The sequence below is a fragment of the Mesorhizobium sp. WSM4817 genome (genome assembly GCF_055811135.1).
Genome location: NZ_JBVVQQ010000008.1, coordinates 60,254 through 82,899 on the forward strand (window position 1 = coordinate 60,254; position 22,646 = coordinate 82,899).

The following is a 22,646-nucleotide window of genomic DNA, read 5'->3' on the forward strand; positions in this document are numbered from 1 at the left end:
GGGCTCAGGTGCGTCGCGTCAGCACAAAGTTCTGCCCGCTCACGCTGGTGCAATTAAGCTGCGAGGTGGAGATCAACAAGCAGTTGAAGCTGATCGGCGTCTGGCGGATCAGCGAAGTGCCCTGGATTTGGACCGAGGTGCCGCCGGTCATGGCGTAGCTGCCGTCGGCAAGCTTCTGGCCGGTGTCGGTGGCGACGGTCTTGAAGCTGCCGCCGGCGAAGGTCGACAGGCCCGTGCCCTGCGCGTCGATCCATGAGCCTTCGACCGGGCTGCGCGAGGCCAATGGCGGCCCGCCCGGGCCGGCGGTGGTGCACGCCGCCAAGGCGGCAGCGGCCGCGACAATGCCGGCCGAAAGCAATTTGCGCGCAATCGTCATCATCAAGATCCTCTCCTCTCACATTGGCCCGAAAATCGATCCGATTTTTCGGCAAGCACGATGCGTACACTCGAACCGCCAGAGCGTACTTTGTGCGTCCAAATGGACGCACGTCGCTCCAGGCCGCCTTCCTTCAATCGCCCGATTTCCAGACGATTGCAAGGCAGTGAGACATTGCTTTCGAACGAGGATGCTGAACTATCGAACGAGGATGTTGCGGAATTGCCATGGGTCGTTTTTGTCGACGTCTTCCGGGAACAGCCCAGGGCGGTTGTCGAGCGGCGTCCAGTCGGTGTAATAGCCCTTGATCGGCCCGAGATAGGGCGACTGCACTTCCAGGCAGCGCCTGTAGTCCATCTCGTCCGCCTCAACGATGCCGGCCTCGGGATTTTCCAGCGCCCAGACCATGCCCGCCAGCACTGCCGACGTGACCTGCATGCCCGTGGCGTTTTGATAAGGCGCCAGCTTGCGCGCTTCCGCCAGCGACAGCTGCGAGCCGTACCAATAGGCGTTCTTGTCGTGGCCGTAGAGCAGCACGCCGAGCTCGTCGACACCGTCGACCAGTTCGTTTTCATCGAGCACGTGATGCACCGGTTGTGCTTTGCCGGCGGCACCGAACATTTCGTGCAGCGACAGCACGGCGTCGTTGCAGGGATGGTAGGCGTAGTGGCAGGTCGGGCGATATTGAACCTTGCCCTTCTTGCCGCGTAGGGTGAAGAAGTCGGCGATCGAGATCGACTCGTTGTGGGTCACCAGGAAGCCATATTGCGGGCCAGGCGTCGGGCACCAGCTGCGCACACGCGTGTTAGCGCCCGGCTGCTCCAGATAGATTGCGGCCTTCGAGCCATACTTGTGCTTCTTGCCGTTCTTCGGCATCCACGTCTCATGCGTGCCCCAGCCGAGCTCGGCCGGTTGAAGCCCTTCCGAGATGAATCCTTCGACCGACCAGGTATTCCAGAACACGTTCATCGGCTTCGGCTTCTTGGTGCGCTGTGTGTCGCGCTCGGCGATGTGGATACCCTTGACGCCGGCCTTCTTCATCAGCCTGGCCCAAGCTTCGCGATCGTGCTGCGCGGGCTCGGAGAACTCGAGGCCAAGATCGGTGGCGAGGTTGACCAGCGCCTGCTTGACGAACCACGAGACCATGCCGGGGTTGGCGCCGCAGGTGGAGATTGCGGTCGCCCCGCCGGGGTGCGCGCGCTTTTCTTCGATCATGGATTCGCGCAGCGCATAATTGGTGCGGCTGCCAGTGTCGGCCTTGGTGTCGAAATAGAAGCCGAGCCATGGCTCGACGACGGTGTCGATGTAAAGCACACCCAGCTTGCGACAGAGCCGCATCAAATCCACCGAGCCGGTGTCGACCGACAGGTTGACGCAAAAGCCCTGGCCACCGCCTTTGGTCAGCAGCGGCGTCAAAAGCTTCTTGTAGTTCTTGCTGGTCACCGCATCCTGCATGAAGGTGATGTCGCGCTCGTCGAGCAGCTTGCGGTCGGTATCGCGTGGGTCGATGACCGTCATGCGCGACTTGTCGAACTTGAAATGGCGCTCGATCAGCGGCAGCGTTCCCCGTCCGATCGAACCGAAGCCGATCACCACGACAGGGCCGGTGATCTCACCGTAAACGGGCCAGTTTTCATTCGCCATTTTATCGATTACTCCCTCAGATAGGCTGAAAAGCCGGGGCAAACAGACGCAAAGCGGAGCATTTTTTTGCCCGACCGCCACGCGCTACAACCACAGATCATTGTCATAAACCAGCGAAAAGCCGCGAGCTACGCCGCATTCGTCATGTGGTTAAGGAGGACGACCAGTCGCTGACGGCCGGCCGTCATTCCCTAGGATCGAGTTGGCCCTTGTAGTTGAGTTGGGCGAAGCGCCAGCAATGGCGCGGCGAAAGATGCAGCGAGCACTAGCTCTCGTCGACGGTTCCCGATCTCGGTCACATTCCGGTGACACTCGGTAAGCGCAACAGCTTCGGTGGAGAGGCCGAACACTCTGCGCATGTCCCGATCCATTCACCCTCGCGGCAGTGCGAGGTCACATCGGCGATTGCCTTGTTGACCCGGATCGTTTCGATTTTCTCGCCGGGACGCATTATGCCGATCACCGTTTCGATGTCGGGACAGCCATCTTTGCGGCATACCAGCTCCGTGACGAACACGACGATATCGTCATCGAGCCCGCAAGCCTTGCGAAACGAGGCCTTGATCTGGCTGGTCTTCTCCGGAACGGCAAACCCGCGGGGGGCGAGTGGGTTCGCGAGACGGTTCATATACAATCCCGTCCCGAAGACGAAGGCGCTCGGCCAGACAAATGCGATAAAGGCGCGCTGCCGTCGGCCTTGCCCCTATGCATCCAGCGCCACCAGGGAGTCCGTTTCGGCACGGCATTTGAGGAAGCCGTCTTCAATCAGGCCTTTGGGCAGGTTGCGGCCGATAAATACCAGGCGGCTGACGCGCTTCTCCCCCGCTTTCCAGGGGCGCTGGTGGTCGCCTTCGAGCAGCATGTGGACGGCCTGAACGACAAAGCGGTGTTCATCGCCCTTGAACGCCAGGATGCCTTTCATGCGCAGCATGTCGATGCCGAATTTCTGTGTGATCATCTGGATCCACGGCAAGAACTTGCGCGGATCGATCGAAGCTTCCGTGACGAGAGAGAAGCTGGTGACGTGATCGTCATGCACATGGTCGTGGCCCGCGTCGAGAAAGTCCGGCTCGACTTCGAGGACACGGTTCAGATCGAACGCGCCGCGATCCAGAACCTCGTCGAGTGGAACGTTGCAACGTATGGAATGCTTGATCGCAGCCGTCGGGTTGATCCTGCGAATGCGCGCCTCCACTGCCTTGAGTTCGGCCTGCGCCACCAGGTCGGTCTTGTTCAGTATGACGATATCGGCGAAGGCGAGTTGCTCCTGCGCCTCGTGGGCATGATCCAACTCGCCGAGGAGATGCTTGGCATCGGCGACGGTGATGATCGCATCGAGTGTCGTCTTCTGCCTGACATCGTCGTCGACGAAGAAGGTCTGGGCGACGGGGGCGGGATCGGCAAGGCCGGTCGTCTCGATCAGGATGGCGTCGAAACGGTCTCTGCGCCGCATCAAGCTCTCAATGATCCGGATCAGGTCGCCGCGCACCGTGCAGCAGATGCAGCCGTTGTTCATCTCGAAGACTTCTTCGTCGATATCGACGATGAGGTCGTTGTCGATGCCAATCTCGCCGAACTCGTTGACGATCACGGCGTACCGCTTGCCGTGCTGTTCGGACAGGATGCGGTTGAGCAGCGTCGTCTTGCCGGCGCCGAGGTAGCCGGTAAGAACCGTGACGGGCATTTTCTGGGCTTCAAGCGGCATAGTCGTCTCCGGATGTTGGATTGCGGATTTCAGCTGGGTCAGGCGCGAGCCGATTGGATCGCCCGTAGACGGAAGACTGGCGTCTGTTCAATGCGCGCAAGCCTCGCACAGACCCGAAAGCTCCACCGTGGCCGAGTTGGTTTGGAAGCCCTGCCGTCGGGCAATCCGGGCGCAGCACCCGCTCCAATGCCGGGTCATGAACCTCACTTGCGCGCCCGCAATTCGCGCAGATTGCAAAGGCGGCGCGCCCATGGGTGCCGCATTCGCTGTGGACGCAGAGCGCAAACGCGCTCAGGCTCTCGATCCGGTGAACCAGGCCCTGCTCGACGAGCCGATCCAGGGCGCGATAGATCTGTAGCGGTGAGCGGAGCCCTTCCTGGCGAAGAAGTCCAAGCAGTTCATAGGCCCCCATCGGCCTCCCGGAGCGCGTCAGCGCGTCGAGTACCAGCTGCTGGTTGCGTCCAGGCATCCGCTGTTCCCTCGTATTCCAGGCAGTTTTGAGCACAATGGCGAGCGTCAGTTATAGTATAACATTTTGAATTGACGAGCGTGATAACATAACATAACGGGTCGTCAAGAGCGGGGCTGACTCGATGGCTCCCGCCGTGATGGATCGAATGGCTGCTTGTGTGATCTTTCAAGACCTGACGCTTCAAGACCTGCCGCTGGGCCGCAACAGCGCGCCTCGATGGGATCGTACGGCCCGGCGATCATTTGTCGGCGGGCACGATCCACGTTGCCTTCTATCTCTGCCGGGACGCGCGGCTGCTCGCAACGCGTCCGGCGCATCTCCCTCAGAACCGCTTGAACAAAGGAGTCGATCGAATGTCCAGGACGCTAAAACTCGCCGCCGTGATAGGCGCAATAACATCGATGCCAATCGGTGCGTCGGCGGCCGCTGCCGAGAACCTCAGGGTTGTCGCCAGTTTCTCGATCATCGCCGATTTCGCGAAGAATGTCGGCGGCGATCGTGTCGACATCGTCACGCTGGTCGGCCCGAATGGTGACGCCCATGTCTACGAACCAAAGCCGGCCGACGCGGCAACCGTCGGTTCGGCCGACGTGGTGCTGGTCAACGGCCTCCAGTTCGAGGGCTTCCTCCAGCGTCTCGTCGAGGCGAGCGCGACGAAGGCGCCGATCGTGGAATTGACCAAAGGCGGCGAGGTGTTGCGCAAGACCGAGGAAGCAGGTCACCACGATCAGGATAAAGCCGCCGAGGGCGGGGAAAAACACGCCGCGGCGGAAGAGGGCCATGAGGAAGGGCACCATCATCACGGCGAGTCCGATCCCCATGCATGGCAGTCCGTGCACAATGCCGAACTCTATGTGAAGAACATCGCCGACGCCTTCTGTGCCGCCGATGCAGCCGGCTGTGATACTTATCGGGCCAATGCCGAATCGTACGGCCAGCAGCTCGAGGCACTGGAAGCGAAGATCAAGGCTGCCGTAGCTGAGATCCCCGAGGACAAGCGCACGATCATCACTTCCCACGACGCCTATGGCTATTTCGAACACGAATACGGCATAAAATTCATGGCGCCGGAGGGCGTCTCCACCGAATCCGAGGCATCAGCCTCCGACGTCGCGGCCCTGATCAAACAGATCAGGCAAGACAAGGCTTCGGCAATCTTCGTGGAGAACGTCACCAATCCGCGCCTGATCGAGCAGATCGCCAGCGAGACGGGCCTGAAAGTCGGCGGTGAACTCTACTCCGACGCCCTGTCGGATAAGAACGGTCCGGCTGCGACCTATCTCGAGATGATGCGGCACAACATCACGACGATCAAAGGCGCGATCCTCGGAAGCTGACCGCCCTGCGATGGAAAGGCGGAGCAATCCGCCTCTTCGTCGATCACCAAGAGTTATGTAATAACATTCAAGGAGAATACCGTGAGGACAAATTGGGCGTCAGCCACGGCCATCGCGCTGCTTGTGTCCCTATCAACAAGTGCTGCCCATGCCGAGGAGGTGACCGCATGGCGCCTCTTCATCTCGGATCACGCGGACCCGAAGGTGACCGTAGTCGATGCGATCGATGGCGAAAAGCTCGACACGCTTGAGATCAAAGGGCCGGCGTCGCTCCATCGCAGCGAAAGCGGCAGGACCGTGTTTGCCGTGCAGGGCTCGGCCGGCGTCGTTGCCGGGATCGCGAGCGGCATTTCCTTCGAGGACCACGGCGAGCACGGCGACATCGACGTCGAAGCGCCAAAACTTGCCGGCGTCGAGATCACGGGCAAGAAGCCGTCGCATTTCGTCGAGCATGACGGAGACTTCGCCGTTTTTTTCGACGGCGAGGGTGTCGTGCGCATCATCTCCGAGAAGTCGGTCCTGGAAGGCAAGCCGGATTTCAGGGCAGTGAAGACCGACGCGCCGCAGCATGGCGTCGCAGTCGCCTATGGCTCCCATGTCCTGCTTTCGGAGCCGAACCGGGAGAAGCCGGACGAACTCCCGGTCGGCATCAGGGTCGCAGACAAAGCCGGCGCGCCGATCGGCGGCAGCCACGCCTGCCCAGACCTCCACGGCGAGGCGTCTTCCGGCAATATCCTGGCTTTCGCCTGCGCGACCGGCCTGCTTGTCGTCAGCCATGGCGACGGCAGCCCGGCGATCCGTCATCTGCCCTATGCCGACAGCCTGCCGGATGGCAAAACGACGACGCTGATCGGCGGCCGAGGCCTGCAATATTTCCTTGGCAACTACGGCGCCGACAAGGTGGTGCTGATCGATCCGACGATCGAGAGCGCCGCATTCCGGCTGATCAACCTTCCGACGCGCCGCGTGCATTCGCGATCGACCCCGTTCGTGCAAAATTCGCCTACGTCTTCACCGAGGACGGCCAGCTTCACCAACTCGACGTGGTGAAGGGGGAGATCGCAAACTCGCTCAAGCTGACCGACCCCTATTCGATGGACGGTCACTGGAGCGATCCGAGGCCGCGTGTCGCGGTCGCCGGCGACAAGGTCGTGGTCACCGATCCCCTGCAAGGCGTGGTGCATGTCGTTGACGCGACGTCATTCGAGAAAACCGGCGACATTGCCGTCGAAGGCAAGCCCTTCAACATCGTTTCCGTCGGCGGCTCCGGTCAGACCCACGAAGGCGAATAGTCGCTCCTCCCAAGCGGCTGCCGCGCCTCCGGCCCATTCCTTCTCGGGCCGGAGGCATCTTCTCCAACTCGCAATGGAACCATGCTCGAGACACAGCAATGGGCGCATCGTCCGGCACCGATTGCATTTCAGCCAAGCCGTGCCGGGATCAGTCCGCGCAGTGAATTGCCGACGAACAGCGCTTTGGCCGACTTCAGATCATCCAGGCTGTAGATTGCTTCGCGGGCGCGGCCTTCGTCCAGCAATTCGCCGCGCAACACGCCAGGCAGCAAGCCGCAATCGAGCCGCGGTGTTGCCAGCGCGCCGTCGCCGAAATCGGCAAACAGATTGGTGATCGTGCCCTCACAGAGTTCGCCGCGCTCGTTGGCCAAGAGAACCTCGTCGGCCCGGCTGATCAGATATTCGGCGCGCGCCCGCTGATAGGTGTCCCGGCGGCTCGTCTTGTGGCGCAGCAGCGTGTCGCTTGAATCAAGCCGCACCCGCGCCAGTTGCAGCCTCCAGACCTTGTCGGCTGCGTGCGGCTCATAAGGCAGCGCCGAGACCGTCACCTTGCCGCTGCGCGACAGGACCAGGCGTGTGCGCAAGGCTATGTCAGGCCGGTCGACGGCGTTCCTGAGCATCTCGCCGACCTTCTGCGCATCGCAGGCAAAACCCAGTTCGGCCGCCGAGCCATAAAGGCGTGCCAAATGGCGGTCGAAACGGAGGAAGCCCTGGCCCGGCTGCCAGCGCATGGTTTCGATCAGCTCGAAATCGGCGGTGTTCCCGTCGCGTAGCGCGCTTTCAGCAGGCACTCCTGATACTCCTCCTCGGCCGTCGAATCGAAGACGACGCCGCCGCCGACATTGTAGACGGCCTCGCCGCCGGAAAAGAGCGATATGGTGCGGATCGCCACCGAAAAGCGCATCGTGCCGCCGGGCGCGATCCAGCCGATCGCGCCGCAATAGACGTCGCGCGGCGTGGCTTCCAGATCGTGCAGGATTTCCATGGCGCGGATTTTCGGGGCGCCGGTGATCGATCCGCATGGAAACAGCGCAGCGAATATCCGGCGGATGCTGAGGTCGGGCAACAGCTTGGCCCGCACGCGGCTCACCATCTGGTGGACGGTCGGGTAGCTCTCGATGCGGAAAAGCTCCGGCACCTCCAGCGTGCCGACTTCGCTGATCAGCGAAATGTCGTTGCGCAGGAGATCGACGATCATCCGGTTCTCAGCCTGGTTCTTCTCGTCATTGAGCAAGAACGTCTTCAGCCGCTTGTCCTCCGCCTTGGTCGCGCCGCGCGGGGCGGTGCCCTTCATCGGATGCGTCTCGATCATGCCTGCGGCGTCGATCTCGAAGAACAGTTCCGGCGAACGCGACAAGACGACCGGATCGCCGAGCGCGATCAGCGCGCCGTATTTCACCGGCTGGCGCTCCGTCAGCGCGTCGAAGGCGGCCAGCGGATCGCCCGACCATTGCGCATGAACCGGAAAGGTCAGATTGCCCTGATAGCAATCACCCTTGCGAATGTGATTGTGGAGCCGCGCAAAGCGTTTTGCGTAGTCTTCCGAAGTCCAGGCGGCCCTGGCGTTGAAGATCGGGCCGTTGGTCGACGGCGCGTTGCCGGGCACGACCGGCTGTTCGACAGGCGCGTCGAAGATCCCCAGGCAGACAAGCGGGGCGCGGCGTCCGCCCGGCAGCAGCGGAACGAGCTTCGGCTCGAGCAGGTAGCCGGCCTCGTAGGAGAAGTAGCCGGCCAGCCATTTGCCGGCGTCATGCGCGGCCTGCGCAATGTCCAGCGCCGGCAGGAAATCCTCTGCCTCATGCGCCACGATGATGTCGGCCGGCTGGTCGAAGACGAGCTGATGAGCGCGCTCGTCATTTCGAAAAATTGCAGAGGGCAGGGGCATGGGACTCGGATGCTGCGATCGATGACGCCAGCTATCGCTCTATATGGCGGCTCGATCGCGCGCAATCGAGAGACCGGCGTCTCAAGACGCAAACGCAGCTAGTGCAAAGCAAACCGGCGGCACCTCGCGGGCGTCGCCGGTCCCTTGTGTGCTCGATGCCGGCAGGCAATTCAGGTGTTGCTCCCGGTCCCCGAGGTCGGGAAGCGGCGCGCGAATTCCTCCTCATCGCCGGCGGCAAGCAGTTTCGCCTGCTCGATCCAGCGCTCACGCTCGATGCGGCCGTCGAAGTTCAACGTCTCCTCGATCCGCTTGACGTCGGGGGCCGTCCAGGCGGCGATTTGCGCATAGGTCGTCACTCCGAGCCCGTGGAGCAATCGCTCGTTGGCCGGACCGATGCCGATCAGGCGGCGCAGATTGCTGGCTTTGCCCACCGCCGCCTTTGTTGTCGCGGCTTTCCTTGCCGCTGGCGCAGCGCTCTTTGGTGCAGCACTGGTTTTCGATGCGGGAGGTTTTGGCGCACTTGCCTGCGACGGACTCGCTTTCGATGCACTGGCCTTCGGCGCGGCTGCCGCCTTCCCGGCCGCCGGTTTCTTGGACGTGGTCTTTGCTGGCCCGGACCTAGCCGGCCCGGTCTTGGCCGGCGTGGCCTTGGCGGGCGTCGTGTTGGCCGGCGCGGATGTCGCCATCAATGCCGGCGGTGCCGGGATTGCTGCCTTTGTCGCACCGGCCTTGGTGCCTTGCGCCTCGCCCAACTGGCGCTCCAGGTCGGCGCGGGCGCCGCGGCATACTTCCAACTCACGGGTCAGGCGGTCGGCGTCGGCGCGCAGCCTGTCGCGCTCGCTGCGGGTGCGGTCCATGTCACCGCGCAGGCTGTCGAGATCGCCACGCGGGCGTCCCCAGATGAACCAGCCAGCCAACACACCTACCAGGAACGCCAGGAGCATGTAGAAAAAAGTGCCCATTGTCTCTCTCCATCCGATCCATCTGCCGTGGCCTGGGACCTTGGCACAAGGACCATTCAATGGTGGCTCCGCTGCTCGTGGAACAGCCGGCTTAAATCGCGCTGTCGGCGACCGGCTTTCCTGCCATGGCCAACGGCGCTGTCGCAATCGTCGAAGCGCCGTGACCGGCCGAAGATTTGGCCGCGCCCGACTGAGCTTGAGGCGGGACGCTATCATACAGCTTCCGGAAAGCTAACGGAAAAATTCCACGGAGAGTTATTTGAGAACAGGTATTTAGCGCAAGAATAGAATGGCCTCAATATGCACTGCGGCTAAACTGTTCTGTCGAACCTGGATGTTCAGCGCTGTGCGTCAATTGTCCAAAGCTTCGAGCTCGTCGATCAGCCCGCCGATCACGCCAAGGCCGATCTGCCAGAAGGCAGGATCGGTGGCATCAAGACCGAAGGGAGCCAGGAGCTCGGAATGATGCTTGGTGCCGCCGGCGCGCAGCATGGCAAAATATTTGTCCTGAAAGCCACGCTCTGCATTCTGATAGACCGCATAGAGCGAATTCACCAGGCAGTCGCCGAACGCATAGGCGTAGACGTAGAAAGGCGAATGGATGAAGTGTGGAATATAGCTCCAGAAGACCTCGTAACCCTCGCGCAGCTTGATCGCCGGCCCGAGGCTTTCCGCCTGCACCTCCAGCCAGAACTGGCCGAGCCTGTCCGATGTCAACTCGCCGTTTTTGCGCTCGGCATGCACCTTGCGCTCGAACTCGTAGAAAGCGATCTGGCGCACGACCGTGTTGATCATGTCCTCGACCTTCTGGGCAAGCATGGCCTTGCGCTCGCGCTTGTCGGTGGTCTGGTCCAGCAGCGAGCGGAACGTCAGCATCTCGCCGAAGACGGACGCCGTCTCGGCCAGTGTCAGCGGCGTCGAGGCCATCAGCGCGCCCTGGCTTGCGGCGAGCACCTGATGCACGCCGTGGCCAAGCTCATGCGCCAGCGTCATCACGTCGCGCGGCTTGCCCATGTAGTTGAGCAGGACATAGGGATGCGCCGACGGCACGGTCGGATGCGCGAAGGCGCCCGGCGACTTGCCAGGCCTTACCGGCGCGTCGATCCAGTTGCGGTCGAAGAAAACCCGGGCAATCTCCGCCATGTCAGGTGAAAAGCGCTGATAGGCGGAAAGCACCGTGTTCTTGGCCTCGTCCCAGCCGATGATCGCTTGCGGGGTCTCCGGCAACGGCGCGTTGCGGTCCCAGTGGTTCATCACTTCCATGCCGAGCCAGCGCGCCTTCATCGCGTAGTAGCGGTGTGACAGGCGCGGGTAAGCGTCACGAACGGCTGAGGCCAGCGCATCCACCACGCTGCGCTCGACGCGATTGGCGAGATGACGCGAATCGGCGATGTCGGCGAAGCCGCGCCAGCGGTCGGAGATCTCCTTGTCCTTGGCCAGCGTGTTGGTGATCAGCGTGAACGTGCGCAGATTCTTGCGGAAGGTTGCGGCCAGCGCTTCAGAAGCCCGGCGGCGCACCTCGCCATCGGCGTGCTGGAGGCGGTTCAGCGCCGGCTCCAGGGTCAGCTCTTCGCCATCGATGTCGAAGCGCAGGTCGGTCATCGTCTCGTCGAACAAGCGGTTCCAGGCGCCGCGTCCGGTAATCGACTTCTCGTGGAGAAGCTGCTCGACCCGGTCTTCGAGCTGGTAGGGTTTGTCCATGCGCAGATCAAGCACCCACGGCCGGTAGTGAGCGAAGGCGGGATCGGCAGCAAGCGCGGTTTCGATCGCGGCATCGTCGACAAGATTCAGTTCGAGCGCGAAAAACAGAAGATGCGCGCTGGCGTCGGTCATCTTCTCCTGAATGTCGCCATAGAGCTTGGCGCGCTGCGGATCCGCGGTGTTGCCGGCGTAGATCAGTCCGGCATAGGAGACGATCCGGCCAATCAGTTCCTCCAGCGCCTCATAGGCGGCAAGCGCCTCGCCCAGCCTGCCGCTGTCGGCCCGCTCCGCCTCGGCGGCGAGCGTGCCTTTCCAGCGGCTCTCGAAGCTGATGGCATCGGCGATCGCCTTTGAAATGTCGCGTTTCAGCTCGGGGGCGCCCATGCCCGAATAGAGATCGGCGAGATCCCATTCCGGCAGATCACCGAGCTCCGCCGCGCCCTGACCGGACGCCACCGCCGCAAGCTGCCGACCAAAAACCATGCTCATTGCCGACACTTTCCAGATTGCAAGACCTGAGAGACCGTTTGGAAACTCTACTCTGGCGGTCATCTGATGGCGTGTTTCTGCGCTTACCTACAGCGCCGCGCGTCCTTTGGACGCGCAGCGCTCTAATGTCCGCTGCGCGCCGGTTCTCGAAACCACCACCATATGACTCGCCAGAGCGAATTTCGAAACAGTCTCTAAGCGTTCAGACCCAAAGATTCAAAGGGCCAAAGATTCAAAGAGGATGAGAAAGCCGGTCAAATCCTAAGGAATTCGTTCACCGGGTTTTTTGAAAGCTTATTTAGAACCCTGTGCCAGGATGATCCATAGGGTTGGATTCCCCAATGGGAAGACACAGTGGGGTGGGCATATTGGGCGAGCATCGTTGAACCAGTCATGACAGGTTCCATACTCATAGTCGATGACGATCCCGTGCAGCGCAGGCTGCTCGAGGCGGCGGTGACGAAATTCGGCCACAGCGCGATCATCACGGATGGCGGCGAGGCCGGTCTCGACGCGCTCGACGGGCCCAAGGCGCGCGACGTGTCGGTGGTCATCCTCGACCTCGTCATGCCGGGCCTCGACGGCATCGGCGTGCTGAAGGCGATGCGTGAGCGCGGCATCCAGGTTCCGGTCATCGTGCAAACCGCCCAGGGTGGCATCGAAACCGTCGTTTCGGCCATGCGTCATGGTGCTTTCGATTTCGTCGTCAAGCCGGCATCTCCCGACAGGCTGCAGGCATCGATCGGCAACGCGCTCAAAGTCGAGGCGGTCGAGGGGGAAGTGAAGCGCACGTCGCGGCGGCGCGGCGGCCATCTGACCTTCAAGGACATGATCACGCACAGCCCGGCGATGGACCGGGTGATCCGTCTCGGCCAGAAGGCGGCCGCGTCCAACATCCCGATCCTTATCGAGGGCGAATCCGGTGTCGGCAAGGAGTTGGTGGCGCGCGCCATCCAGGGCAGCGGCGATCGCCGCTCAAAACCGTTCGTCACCGTCAATTGTGGCGCCATCCCCGACAATCTGGTCGAATCGATCCTGTTCGGCCACGAGAAGGGCTCGTTCACCGGCGCCACCGAAAAACACACCGGCAAGTTCGTCGAGGCGCATTCGGGCACGCTCTTCCTCGACGAGATCGGCGACCTGCCGCTCGACGTGCAGGTCAAGCTGCTGCGCGCCGTGCAGGACGGTGAGGTCGATCCGGTCGGCGGGCGTTCGACCGTCAGGGTCGACATCAGGCTGATCTCGGCGACACACCGCAATCTTCTGCAGCAGGTCAAGGACGGCAAGTTCCGCGAGGATCTGTTCTACCGCCTGAACGTCTATCCGATCTTCGTGCCGCCGCTGCGCGACCGTCGCGACGACATTCCGTATTTGGTCGAGCATTTTCTGGAGAAGGTCGCGCCCACTGGTCCACGTCATCGCCTGCACGGCATTTCGGCCGCGGCGCTCGCCATGCTGCAGGCCTACGACTGGCCGGGAAATATCCGCCAGCTGGAAAACGCCGTCTTCCGGGCCTCGGTGCTTTGTGAAGGCGATCTGCTGACGGAAGAGGAGTTTCCGCAGATCCGGGCGCAGGTCGAGGGCACCGTCAACCTCGATGCGCATGGCGCGTTGCCCGCGTTGCCTTTGGTCACCGAGCCGCTTGGCGAGGATAACGGCATCGCTGTAGCCGAGCTCGATCCGCCGGCCAGGCCGCAGCCTCGCTTCGGCACGCTGCGGGCGCTGGACGAACGCGGCAATGTGCGGGCGCTGGCCGATGTCGAACTCGAAATGATCAAGCTCGCCATCGACTATTATAGCGGCCAGATGAGCGAAGTTGCCCGCCGCCTCGGCATCGGCCGCTCGACGCTCTACAGGAAGCTCAAGGAATATGGCATCGATCCGGAAACGGGCCGTATCGACCGGCTTGCTTCCTGACAGGCAAGCCCGGACCAGCTTGCCAACCTGGCATCAGGACAATCGACAGTCGCGAATCGGGCGTGACGCGGTCGGGCGACGCGCTTGCCGGCAGTATTCACGCATTGAGGCGTCTGGTAACAGATCGTGTTCAGGCAAAGCCCAAAACATGATCTAAACCAGCAGTTTACCAAGAAACCCCGTGCAATATTTTTGACGGGATATCGCCACGGTGTTACCGCATTTCGGCTTCAATAAGCGATGATTAACCATTAGGATCGATATTCGGATGTGAACACCACCGCATCCGTTGGTCAAATCCGGGGACAAACGGCAGCCTGCAAGGCCTTTTGATTTGAACAAAGTCGAACGACACACAAACGGGCGGCACTATCACATGAGCGCCTGGCCGAGATGGCTGGCAGCGGTGATTCTCGCCTTTGGCTTCCTTACAGCGGCTGCGACCGGCGCCAGCGCCCAGACACGTTCGCTGAAACTCTACAACCTGCACACCAAAGAGAAGGCGGAGATCGTCTTCAAGCGCGGCGGCCGCTACGATCAGGCGGGTCTGAAAAAGATCAACGTCATCCTGCGCGACTGGCGCCGCAACGAGCCGACCAAGATGGATCCGCGCCTGCTCGACCTGGTCTGGGAGGCTTACCGGCAGAGCGGCGCCCGCGACTATATCCAGGTCGTGTGCGGTTATCGCTCGTCGTCGACGAACTCGATGCTGCGCAGCCGCAGCAGGGGCGTTGCCAAGAAAAGCCAGCATACGCTCGGCAAGGCCATGGACTTCTACATTCCCGGCGTGCCGCTGAAGAAACTGCGCGACATCGGTCTGCGGATGCAGGGTGGCGGCGTGGGTTATTATCCGAGGTCCGGCTCGCCCTTTGTCCACATGGATGTCGGTAATGTGCGGCACTGGCCTGGCATCAGCCGCCAGGAACTGGCGCGCGTGTTCCCCAACGGCAAGACGCTGCATGTGCCTAGCGACGGCAAGCCGTTGCCCGGCTATTCACAGGCGCTCGCCTCGTACAAGGCGCGCAAGGGCGCCGGCGCTCCCGCCATCGAAATGGCCAGCGCAGGTGGCGGTGCCAAAAGATCCGGCGGTCTGCTGGCGGCTTTCTTCGGCGGCGGTGAAGACGAGGCCGATGACAGCGCCGATGTGGTGGCCGCGCCAACGCCGAAGTCAACCAATGTGAAGGCGGCGAGCGTGAAGCTGGCGAATGCCAAGCCGGCACCGGCCGCCAGGAACAGCAAGCTTCCGGGCATTGCCATCGTGTCGCCTGAGGATGCGAAGCGCGCCGAGATTCCGCAAATCGCCGATGCGCCTGCTCCGGAACCGGAGGAGGACACGCCGGAAACGATCATCGCGGCGCTGCCGGCGCGCAGCGTGCCGCTGCCCGATTTCGCCCCGCGGCCGAAGGCCGATGTCGCTCAGCCGCCCGAAAACGTTCCGTTCGGCGTGGCCGATGCCACCGCCACCACCGAACAGGCGGTGACGACCGCGCAAGCGCCGGCGAACGCTCCCTTCGGCATGGCCGAACCGTCCGTTGTCGCCGATGCGGCGCAGGTTGCCGCCAACAACATTCCGTTGCCGACCTGGCGCCCCAATCACTCGTTGCCGGCCGACCTTGCAGCGGCCGACCTTGCGCCGCAGGACAAGGCTGTGCTTCTGGCGCTGGCGGATACCGCCGGGCACGGCAAGACCGCTACCGATGTGTTCTCGGTGCTGCCGTCGGCTCGGCCCGATCTGGCCCAGCCCGAATTGGCCCAGCCTGACCAGGTCCAGTCTGCCGCAGTCCAGTCTGACGCGGTCAAAGCCGTCCTCGAACGGGTCAGCGCAACCGACGAATATCAGGTCGCTTCGCTCTCCCAGCCAAGCGCGGTCCTCGGTGAGTTGGCGAAGGGCAATGCCGCATCGCCGCGCGAGGCTGTCTTTGCCCGCCCGGCTGGCTCCGATCCGGCCGCGGCGATCGGCACGGGTGTGAAGACCACCCGCAAGGCAGCCAGGGCAACCGCCCGTGACCTGAAGCCTGGTCCCAAGTCCGTGGTAGTCGCCGCCGAGCCGACGGCGGCGCGCTGGGCGTTGAACAGCGGCGAGAAAGTCGCCACCGTCTCCAGCGCGACGACGGCGCAGCGCTTCGCCTACAATATCGTGCACACGCCGCCAACCGAAGTCTATACCGTGGGCTTCCAGGCGGACGATCAGTTGGCCGACGCCAACCGGTTCACCGGCAATGCCGTCAAGTTCTTGTCGGTCGCCCGCTTCAGGACCGAGTAGCGGATCGACCAACCAATAAAAAAAGTCGCGCCGGTAACCCGCGCGGCTTTTTTTATGCATGTCGTTATCGCAAAACCGCTGCACGCCCTCGGGTCAGGCCCGAGGGCATGCTTTTGCGCGGCATGCATCGGTCTGCTTGGGGTGAGAGCTGTCTCTATCGCCCGAGCTTGCTCGCGGCGCGCGCCAGGGCTTCGATTTCGTCCCATTTGCCGGCCTTGACCAAATCGTCCGGCGCCACCCAGGAGCCGCCGACGCAGATGACGTTGGGCAGGCTCAGATAGTCGCTGGCGTTCTTGTCGGTGATGCCGCCGGTCGGGCAGAATTGGACATCAGCGAGCGGCGAGGCGAATGCCTTGAGCGAGGCGATGCCGCCCGACTGTTCTGCCGGGAAGAATTTCAGGAAGCGCAGGCCTGCCTCGCGGGCGGCCATGATCTCACCGGGCGTGATGGCGCCGGGCAGCAACGGAACGTCGCTGTCCTTCGCCGCCGCCAGAAGCTCGCGGGTGATGCCGGGGCTGACGATGAACTTCGATCCGGCTGCCGCCGCCTCGTCGAACTGGCGGGCGTCCAGAATGGTGCCGGCGCCGACGATGGCGTCCTCGACCTCGCTTGCCACGAGCCGGATCGCCTCCAGCGCATCAGCGGTCCGCAGCGTGATCTCGATCGCCGGCAGGCCGCCGCGCGCCAGCGCGCGCGCCAGCGGCACGGCATCAGCGAGATTGGCGATCTTCAGCACCGGGATAACCGGTTGGCCGTTGAGGAGCGACAGGAGCTTTTCGGTCTTGCTGGGCATTTGTCTCTCTCCGGTATTGATCCGTTCAATCGGTTAGCAGAAGGCCGGTTTTCTGTCCACGAAGCGAAGCGTGTCGCGATGTCACGCGCTGCCGGCAAGTCCGTCAGACCGGCCGTCAAGGCCACCAAGGAGAGGCTGCTCCGCGCGCCGGCCTTGAATCGGCTTTCATGAGCGTTTAGTGGCTTCGGCGATGACACTGCCCAATCAACCCGTGCGCGTTGCCGCGCTCTACAGGTTTGCCCGGCTCGACGACTTTGAGGCGTTGCGCGCGCCGCTCGCCGCCTTTTGCTGCGGACGCGGTATCAAGGGCACGCTGCTGCTGGCGCATGAGGGCATCAACGGCACGGTCGCCGGCAGCGAAGCTGACATTGCCGCGCTCATCGATCATCTCGAATCCATCGAAGGTCTCGCCGGTCTCGAGGTCAAGTACAGCAGCGCCGCGCAGATGCCGTTTCACCGCATGAAGGTGCGGCTGAAGCGCGAGATCGTCACCATGGGTATTGGGGATCTCGATCCGGCGGCAAGCGCCGGCACCTATGTCGCACCGGCCGACTGGAACGCGCTGATCTCCGATGTGGACACGATCGTGATCGACACGCGCAACGCCTACGAAGTATCGATCGGCACGTTCAAGGGAGCGGTCGACCCCGCGACAACAAGCTTTCGCGAATTCCCGGTCTGGGTCGAGCAGCATCGGGCCGAACTCGTCGGCCGCAAGGTGGCCATGTTCTGCACCGGCGGCATACGCTGCGAGAAGGCAACGGCCTATGTGAAGTCGCTCGGCTTCGAGGATGTGTTCCATCTCAAGGGCGGTATTCTGAAATATCTCGAAGAGGTGCCTGCCGAGCAAAGCCTCTGGCAGGGCGAGTGCTTCGTCTTCGACGAACGCGTCTCGGTGTCGCACGGCTTGATCGAGGGTGAGGCCGAACTTTGCCGCGCCTGCCGGCATCCGCTGACCGGGCAGGACCTGCTGTCGTCGACATACGCCGCCGGTATCTCATGCCCGCATTGCTACGATGCCCGTTCCGACGAGGATCGCGCCCGCTACGCCGAGCGTCAACGCCAGGTCGAGCTGGCGCAAGCGCAAGGCAGGGCTCCGCATATCGGACGTTAAAGCGACGTGCGTCCGCTTGGACGCACAAAGTACGCTCTAACATTTTGAATCCATAAATCGTGCCTTCCGAAATCGATTCCGATTTTCGGCCTAACGCGTTGGACAAGGCAGATCCTGACATCATCTCGTTTGTGCCATCACCGGCAAAGCGCCCATCCGTCATTGTAATGTCCATATGCGGGGCCTACCTGTTCAACGTCCGAAAACCTGCCCGGCGCTTTCGGCCGGCCAATTCTGGAGGCATTGATGTTCGATCCCAAGAAGCTCCTCAACGATCTGCTCGGCTCGCAGATTCCCGGAACCGGATCGACCGTGCGCGACAAAGGGGGTCAGGCGGTGCAAATGGCCAAGGACAATCCGCTGGCCGCTGGCGCGCTGGCCGCGGTGCTGCTCGGAACCGGCGCCGGCCGTCAGGTCGCCGGCACGGCGGTGAAGCTCGGCGGCCTGGCCGTGGTCGGCGGCCTCGCCTTCAAGGCCTACCAGAACTACAAGAACGGCAAGGCGCCGGCTGAAACGCAAGTTGCCGGTGAACCGGAATTGCTGCCGCCGCCCGCCGACACCAGCTTTCATCCCTCGCAAGCGCCGCAAGGCGAGGACGAATTCACGCTGACGCTGGTGCGCGCGATGATTTCGGCGGCGAAGGCCGACGGCCATATCGATGACGACGAACGGCAAAAGATCGCCGGCAAGCTCAGTCTCGCGGGCATCGACTCCGACGCGGAGAAATTCCTGTTGTCGGAACTGGAAAGGCCGCTCGACCTGGATACGTTGGTCGCCGGCGCCCAAACCGACGCCCAGAAGCTCGAGCTCTACACCGCCTCGCGCCTCGCCATCGATCCGAATACACGTGCCGAACGCGGCTATCTCGATCTGCTCGCCGGCCGCCTCAGCTTGCCCGATGCACTGCTCGACCATGTCGAGGCGACGGTGTCGGCGGCAAAAGTGCCGGCGCCAGAGGTGCCGGGATCGGGCAAGGCAACCGCCAATTCGCGCTGGTAGACTTCAGGGCCGCGGAGAGCGGCAATCCGGCGTCCTTTCGCGTTAATGTCTCGTTTACCCAGGAAGCGCATGATTTTAAGCAGTCGGATCGGCTTTCCTCCTCCCAGCCGGTTCAGATCAGGGCGGCCGCCAATGGCCGCCCTTTTTGTCGCAGCCGGTTAGCGCATGAGCCGAAATCGGAATCGATTTTTGCAAGCGATCATGCGCAAATTCAAAATTGCTCAAAATCATGGTGCTATAGCGTCCTTGCGGGCATGCGGCGCTATAGGAGGACAGTTATGACAGACTACAAAACGGCCATCGTCACTGGCGCCGGCACGGGCATCGGCAAAGCCGTCGCCACGGCGCTGCTCAGGGCCGGCTGGAATACGGTGTTCTGCGGACGCCGCAAGCCGGTGCTGAACAAGGCAATCGCTGATGCCGGATCGACACAAGCCAAGGCGCTGGCGGTCGCCTGCGACATCAGCAAGGCCGACCAGGTCGACGATCTGTTCGAGACGGTGGCGGCGGCTTTCGGTCGTGTCGACCTGCTCTTCAACAATGCCGGCACGGGCTACAAGTCGACATTGATCGACGAGATCCCCGTCGAGGTGTGGAACGAAATTGTCGGGGTCAATCTCACCGGCTCGTTCCTGTGCGCCCGCGCCGCCTTCGGCGCCATGCGCAGGCAGCAGCCGATGGGCGGCCGCATCATCAACAACGGCTCGGTGTCTGCCTACGCGCCGCGTCCGGGCTCAGTGCCCTATACCGCGACCAAGCACGCCATTACCGGGCTGACCAAGACGCTGGCGCTGGACGGCCGGCCTTATGACATCGCCTGCGGCCAGATCGACATCGGCAACGCCTTGACCGACATGGCGCAGGCGATGACGGTCGGAGTACCGCAAGCCAATGGCTCCATCGCCGCCGAAGCGGTGATGGATGTCCAGCAGGTCGCCAATGCCGTCGTCCATATGGCCAGCCTGCCGCTCGACGCCAATGTGCTGTTCATGACCGTGATGGCGACCAAGATGCCGTATGTCGGGCGAGGGTGAGCGGCCGGTTGGCGTAAGCGAATTCATCGTGCCACTGGCACGATGAAAGGCCGGCGAACGCCGGGGGACCCGGCCGGACGGCGTTCAATCTTGGCTAATGCATGTCGCGCAAAAGTGCGCAGCGATTTTGCGATAACGACATGCATAAAACAAGAACTAAAGCGCGTCGCATCCTTCAAACGCGATGCGCTTTAGGACTGCGTCACCGAAAGCGGCACGCCTGGAAGATATAGCGAAATAGGGCGGATTTCGTAGACGGCGGTCGGATTGACACGGCGAAAGTCGCGCGCAATCGCGATCGCGGCGTCGCGCGTGGCGCAGTCGACGACGTATAGTCCCAACAATTGCTCCTTGGTCTCGGCGAAGGGTCCGTCAATGACCATTCCGGCGCCTAGCCCGCGCAAGGTGCACGCGTCTTGTGTCGCCCCGAGCCGCGCCGCCGGGCCGAGGCTGCCATCCCGGTAAAGCCGTTCGTGGATATTGAGCAGGTCGGTCATCAGCGCCGCGTCCTCCTCCGGCGTCAGCGCCGTGATCACTTCTTCCACGTGATAGGCAAGGATGGCATAGAACATCTGACATCTCCTTTCGTCGGTCGCGTACCCGCCCTCACTTGCCCAGAAACGCCTTGATCCGTTCCAGCGCGCGCAGGATGTTCTCTTCGGAATTGGCGTAGGACAGCCTGATATAGCCTTCACCGAGAACGCCGAAATCAGGTCCGCCGATCAGCGCCACGCCGGCATCCTCAAGCAAAGCCGAGGCGAGTTTCTTGGCCTTCCAACCAGTTTTTGAGACATTAGGGAAGGCATAGAAAGCGCCTTTCGGCGTGATGCAGGAAACGCCTGGTAAGGCGTTCAAGCCTTCGACCACGACGTTCCTGCGGCGGTCGAAGGCGCGCATCATCTTGTCAACGTCGTCCTGCGGACCGTCGATGGCCGCGATGCCGGCATACTGGCTCGGCGCATTGACGCAGGACCAGCAATTGACCGCCAGCTTGCGCACCTTGTCGTAGAGGTGGGCGCCCTTGTCGCCGTTCGGCCAGATCGACCAGCCCATGCGCCAGCCGGTCATCGCCCAGGTCTTCGACCAGCCGTTGAGCACGATCAGTCGGTCGCGGATTTCGGGGAAATTGAGCAGCGAGAAGTGCGTCTCGCCGTCATAGGTCATCACGTCGTAGATCTCGTCGGAGAGGATGGCGACGTCCGGGTGCGCTTCCAGCCCCTTGACCAGCTTCTCGATCTCGGCGCGCGGGGTGACCCCGCCGGTCGGGTTGGCCGGCGAGTTGAGGATGAGCAGCCTGGTCTTCGGCGTGATCAGCGCCAGCGTCTCCTGCGCCGAGAAGGCAAAGCCGTTCTCCTCGCGTATCGGCACCGGAACCGGAGCAGCACCGGTGAATTCGATCATCGAGCGATAGATGGGAAAGCCGGGATCGGGATAGAGGATCTCGGCGCCCGGTTCGCCGAACATCAGGATCGCGGCGAACATGGTCGGCTTGCCGCCGGGCAGGATCATCACCGCCTCGGGCGACACCTCGACACCGGTTGTGGTCAGCGTGCGGCGCACCACCGCTTCGCGTGTCGCCAGCAGGCCGTTGGCCGGCGTATAGCCGTGGTGGCCGTCACGCAGCGCCTTGATTGCGGCTTCGACGATGTGCTGCGGCGTCTTGAAGTCGGGCTGGCCGATGCCGAGATTGACGATATCGCGGCCCTGATGGGCGAGCGCGGTGGCACGAGCCAGCACCGCAAAGGCGTTTTCCTCGCCGAGACGATCAAAGGCCGAAATCGTGTGGAGCATTTTTCCCGTCCCTGTGGTTCTTTCACCGAGCGAGCGTTTTTGTGAGCGTCCTTTCGCAAAAGTCAAACGGATTGGAGCTTTGGGTGTCGGAAAATCTCAAGAATTGGCAACCGCGCCCGCGGCCGGAGCGCAAGGTGCTGGAGGGGCGCACTGTCAGGCTTGAGCCGCTGAGCTCCGAAAAGCATGGCGACGGCCTTTTCGAGGCGTCGTCGGTGCCTGATGTCGACGGCCGCTTCGCTTGGCTGCCCGATTATCCGCCGCAGACCCGCGCCGCCTTCCAGCCGTGGCTGGACAAGGCCGAAGCCAGCGAGGACCCGCTGTTCTTCACCGTCATCGACAAGGCCAGCGGCAAGGTCGCCGGACGCCAGACGCTGATGCGCATCGACCCTGCCTATGGCGTTATCGAGATCGGCAACATCTATTGGGGTCCGCTGATCTCGCGCAAGCCGGCGGCGACGGAAGCGCAATTCCTGTTCATGAAATACATCTTCGAGCTTGGCTATCGCCGCTACGAATGGAAATGCAACAACCGCAACGAGCCGTCGAAGCGCGCGGCGGAGCGTTTCGGCTTCAAGTTCGAGGGCATTTTCCGGCAGCATCTTGTGGTCAAGGGCGAAAACCGCGATACCGCGTGGTACTCGGTCATCGACAAGGAGTGGCCGGCACTGCGTAGAGCCTATGAGGCATGGCTCGATCCGGGCAATTTCGACGGCGACGGCCGGCAGAAGCGACGGCTCGAGGATTTCCGCGCCGAGTTCGGCGCCTGACCATGACCCAGGACCACGATCCCGAAAAGTGAAGGCGAGTTTTCGGGCAAGATCGTGATCAAACCAGAAGGACCATGATCCCGAAAAGTGGAAGCCGGTTTTCGG

At 62.5% G+C, this 22,646-nt stretch carries 20 protein-coding genes; 9 read left to right on the forward strand and 11 right to left on the reverse strand.

Annotation, left to right across the window (positions count from 1 at the left end):
* Positions 1-4: 4 nt before the first annotated feature.
* The 4 genes from omp10 to AC0L2K_RS13670 form a co-directional block, all read right to left on the reverse strand.
* Complete coding sequence (gene omp10 / locus AC0L2K_RS13655; protein ID WP_287211456.1) at positions 5-376, reverse strand: outer membrane lipoprotein Omp10; 372 nt, start codon at positions 374-376, stop codon at positions 5-7.
* Positions 377-574: 198 nt separating this feature from the next.
* Positions 575-2,020, reverse strand: a complete 1,446-nt coding sequence (locus AC0L2K_RS13660) for a homospermidine synthase (RefSeq protein ID WP_473531574.1) — start codon at positions 2,018-2,020, stop codon at positions 575-577.
* Positions 2,021-2,315: 295 nt separating this feature from the next.
* On the reverse strand, positions 2,316-2,648 hold the full coding sequence (locus tag AC0L2K_RS13665; protein WP_287139398.1) for a nitrate reductase: 333 nt from the start codon (positions 2,646-2,648) through the stop codon (positions 2,316-2,318).
* A gap of 75 nt (positions 2,649-2,723) precedes the next feature.
* Entirely contained in the window at positions 2,724-3,725 is a 1,002-nt protein-coding gene (locus tag AC0L2K_RS13670) for a CobW family GTP-binding protein (RefSeq protein WP_473531575.1), read from the reverse strand.
* Between the two features lie 825 nt (positions 3,726-4,550).
* On the opposite strand from AC0L2K_RS13670, the gene aztC reads away from it, so the two are divergent.
* The 3 genes from aztC (at position 4,551) to AC0L2K_RS13685 (ending at position 6,826) form a co-directional block, all read left to right on the forward strand.
* Positions 4,551-5,534 carry a zinc ABC transporter substrate-binding protein AztC gene (gene aztC, locus AC0L2K_RS13675; RefSeq protein WP_473531576.1) on the forward strand — a complete coding sequence of 328 codons (984 nt, stop codon included), beginning with the start codon at positions 4,551-4,553 and terminating at the stop codon, positions 5,532-5,534.
* An 81-nt stretch (positions 5,535-5,615) separates the two neighbouring features.
* Positions 5,616-6,584, forward strand: a complete 969-nt coding sequence (locus AC0L2K_RS13680) for a hypothetical protein (protein ID WP_473531577.1) — start codon at positions 5,616-5,618, stop codon at positions 6,582-6,584.
* Entirely contained in the window at positions 6,578-6,826 is a 249-nt protein-coding gene (locus AC0L2K_RS13685; protein WP_473531578.1) for a hypothetical protein, read from the forward strand. Before AC0L2K_RS13680 ends, AC0L2K_RS13685 begins: the two co-directional genes overlap by 7 nt.
* 128 nt (positions 6,827-6,954) lie before the next feature.
* Here AC0L2K_RS13685 and AC0L2K_RS13690 read toward each other — a convergent pair whose 3' ends face one another.
* The 4 genes from AC0L2K_RS13690 to AC0L2K_RS13705 all read right to left on the reverse strand — a co-directional run bounded on the left by AC0L2K_RS13690 (position 6,955) and on the right by AC0L2K_RS13705 (position 11,863).
* Complete coding sequence (locus AC0L2K_RS13690) at positions 6,955-7,617, reverse strand: aminotransferase class IV family protein (RefSeq protein WP_473531579.1); 663 nt, start codon at positions 7,615-7,617, stop codon at positions 6,955-6,957.
* Positions 7,566-8,711, reverse strand: coding sequence for an aminodeoxychorismate synthase component I (locus tag AC0L2K_RS13695; protein ID WP_473531580.1), 1,146 nt, complete (start codon positions 8,709-8,711; stop codon positions 7,566-7,568). The genes AC0L2K_RS13690 and AC0L2K_RS13695 overlap by 52 nt, the downstream gene beginning before the upstream one ends.
* Positions 8,712-8,881: 170 nt before the next feature.
* Positions 8,882-9,673: a proton-conducting membrane transporter gene (locus AC0L2K_RS13700; RefSeq protein ID WP_473531581.1), complete on the reverse strand. Its 792-nt coding sequence runs from the start codon at positions 9,671-9,673 to the stop codon at positions 8,882-8,884.
* A 351-nt stretch (positions 9,674-10,024) separates the two neighbouring features.
* Complete coding sequence (locus tag AC0L2K_RS13705) at positions 10,025-11,863, reverse strand: M3 family oligoendopeptidase (protein ID WP_473531582.1); 1,839 nt, start codon at positions 11,861-11,863, stop codon at positions 10,025-10,027.
* 393 nt (positions 11,864-12,256) lie between these two features.
* Here AC0L2K_RS13705 and AC0L2K_RS13710 point away from each other — a divergent pair, with 393 nt between their 5' ends.
* Together AC0L2K_RS13710 and mepK are read left to right on the forward strand one after the other, a co-directional pair.
* Complete coding sequence (locus AC0L2K_RS13710) at positions 12,257-13,780, forward strand: sigma-54-dependent transcriptional regulator (RefSeq protein ID WP_473531583.1); 1,524 nt, start codon at positions 12,257-12,259, stop codon at positions 13,778-13,780.
* Positions 13,781-14,156: 376 nt separating this feature from the next.
* Positions 14,157-16,043: a peptidoglycan L,D-endopeptidase MepK gene (mepK, locus tag AC0L2K_RS13715; protein ID WP_473531584.1), complete on the forward strand. Its 1,887-nt coding sequence runs from the start codon at positions 14,157-14,159 to the stop codon at positions 16,041-16,043.
* Between the two features lie 154 nt (positions 16,044-16,197).
* Here mepK and AC0L2K_RS13720 read toward each other — a convergent pair whose 3' ends face one another.
* A complete protein-coding gene (locus AC0L2K_RS13720) occupies positions 16,198-16,836 on the reverse strand; it encodes a 2-dehydro-3-deoxy-phosphogluconate aldolase (protein ID WP_287173400.1) in 639 nt (212 codons plus the stop codon).
* A gap of 190 nt (positions 16,837-17,026) precedes the next feature.
* On the opposite strand from AC0L2K_RS13720, the gene trhO reads away from it, so the two are divergent.
* From trhO to AC0L2K_RS13735, 3 genes are all read left to right on the forward strand, one after another.
* Positions 17,027-17,950, forward strand: coding sequence for an oxygen-dependent tRNA uridine(34) hydroxylase TrhO (gene trhO, locus AC0L2K_RS13725; RefSeq protein WP_473531585.1), 924 nt, complete (start codon positions 17,027-17,029; stop codon positions 17,948-17,950).
* A 246-nt stretch (positions 17,951-18,196) separates the two neighbouring features.
* On the forward strand, positions 18,197-18,949 hold the full coding sequence (locus AC0L2K_RS13730) for a tellurite resistance TerB family protein (RefSeq protein WP_473531586.1): 753 nt from the start codon (positions 18,197-18,199) through the stop codon (positions 18,947-18,949).
* 278 nt (positions 18,950-19,227) lie between these two features.
* Entirely contained in the window at positions 19,228-19,983 is a 756-nt protein-coding gene (locus tag AC0L2K_RS13735; protein ID WP_128173752.1) for an SDR family oxidoreductase, read from the forward strand.
* Positions 19,984-20,174: 191 nt separating this feature from the next.
* On the opposite strand, the gene AC0L2K_RS13740 is transcribed toward AC0L2K_RS13735, so the two are convergent.
* Both AC0L2K_RS13740 and AC0L2K_RS13745 read right to left on the reverse strand, forming a co-directional pair.
* The gene (locus AC0L2K_RS13740; protein ID WP_473531587.1) at positions 20,175-20,555 is read right to left on the reverse strand and encodes a YciI family protein; all 381 of its coding nucleotides are present in this window, start codon (positions 20,553-20,555) and stop codon (positions 20,175-20,177) included.
* Positions 20,556-20,589: 34 nt separating this feature from the next.
* Entirely contained in the window at positions 20,590-21,774 is a 1,185-nt protein-coding gene (locus tag AC0L2K_RS13745) for a pyridoxal phosphate-dependent aminotransferase (protein ID WP_473524621.1), read from the reverse strand.
* 83 nt (positions 21,775-21,857) lie between these two features.
* On the opposite strand from AC0L2K_RS13745, the gene AC0L2K_RS13750 reads away from it, so the two are divergent.
* The gene (locus AC0L2K_RS13750; RefSeq protein WP_473531588.1) at positions 21,858-22,541 is read left to right on the forward strand and encodes a GNAT family N-acetyltransferase; all 684 of its coding nucleotides are present in this window, start codon (positions 21,858-21,860) and stop codon (positions 22,539-22,541) included.
* Positions 22,542-22,646: the final 105 nt, after the last annotated feature.

What these genes read in the sequence shown, in the direction of transcription:
- trhO (WP_473531585.1), top strand. Translation starts at nt 17,027, where the DNA reads ATGACACTGCCCAATCAACCCGTGCGCGTTGCCGCGCTCTACAGGTTT.
- AC0L2K_RS13720 (WP_287173400.1), bottom strand. Translation starts at nt 16,836, where the DNA reads ATGCCCAGCAAGACCGAAAAGCTCCTGTCGCTCCTCAACGGCCAACCG.
- AC0L2K_RS13705 (WP_473531582.1), bottom strand. Translation starts at nt 11,863, where the DNA reads ATGAGCATGGTTTTTGGTCGGCAGCTTGCGGCGGTGGCGTCCGGTCAG.
- omp10 (WP_287211456.1), bottom strand. Translation starts at nt 376, where the DNA reads ATGACGATTGCGCGCAAATTGCTTTCGGCCGGCATTGTCGCGGCCGCT.
- AC0L2K_RS13700 (WP_473531581.1), bottom strand. Translation starts at nt 9,673, where the DNA reads ATGGGCACTTTTTTCTACATGCTCCTGGCGTTCCTGGTAGGTGTGTTG.
- AC0L2K_RS13735 (WP_128173752.1), top strand. Translation starts at nt 19,228, where the DNA reads ATGACAGACTACAAAACGGCCATCGTCACTGGCGCCGGCACGGGCATC.
- mepK (WP_473531584.1), top strand. Translation starts at nt 14,157, where the DNA reads ATGAGCGCCTGGCCGAGATGGCTGGCAGCGGTGATTCTCGCCTTTGGC.
- AC0L2K_RS13665 (WP_287139398.1), bottom strand. Translation starts at nt 2,648, where the DNA reads ATGAACCGTCTCGCGAACCCACTCGCCCCCCGCGGGTTTGCCGTTCCG.
- AC0L2K_RS13740 (WP_473531587.1), bottom strand. Translation starts at nt 20,555, where the DNA reads ATGTTCTATGCCATCCTTGCCTATCACGTGGAAGAAGTGATCACGGCG.
- AC0L2K_RS13710 (WP_473531583.1), top strand. Translation starts at nt 12,257, where the DNA reads ATGACAGGTTCCATACTCATAGTCGATGACGATCCCGTGCAGCGCAGG.
- AC0L2K_RS13745 (WP_473524621.1), bottom strand. Translation starts at nt 21,774, where the DNA reads ATGCTCCACACGATTTCGGCCTTTGATCGTCTCGGCGAGGAAAACGCC.
- aztC (WP_473531576.1), top strand. Translation starts at nt 4,551, where the DNA reads ATGTCCAGGACGCTAAAACTCGCCGCCGTGATAGGCGCAATAACATCG.
- AC0L2K_RS13660 (WP_473531574.1), bottom strand. Translation starts at nt 2,020, where the DNA reads ATGGCGAATGAAAACTGGCCCGTTTACGGTGAGATCACCGGCCCTGTC.
- AC0L2K_RS13670 (WP_473531575.1), bottom strand. Translation starts at nt 3,725, where the DNA reads ATGCCGCTTGAAGCCCAGAAAATGCCCGTCACGGTTCTTACCGGCTAC.
- AC0L2K_RS13730 (WP_473531586.1), top strand. Translation starts at nt 18,197, where the DNA reads ATGTTCGATCCCAAGAAGCTCCTCAACGATCTGCTCGGCTCGCAGATT.
- AC0L2K_RS13695 (WP_473531580.1), bottom strand. Translation starts at nt 8,711, where the DNA reads ATGCCCCTGCCCTCTGCAATTTTTCGAAATGACGAGCGCGCTCATCAG.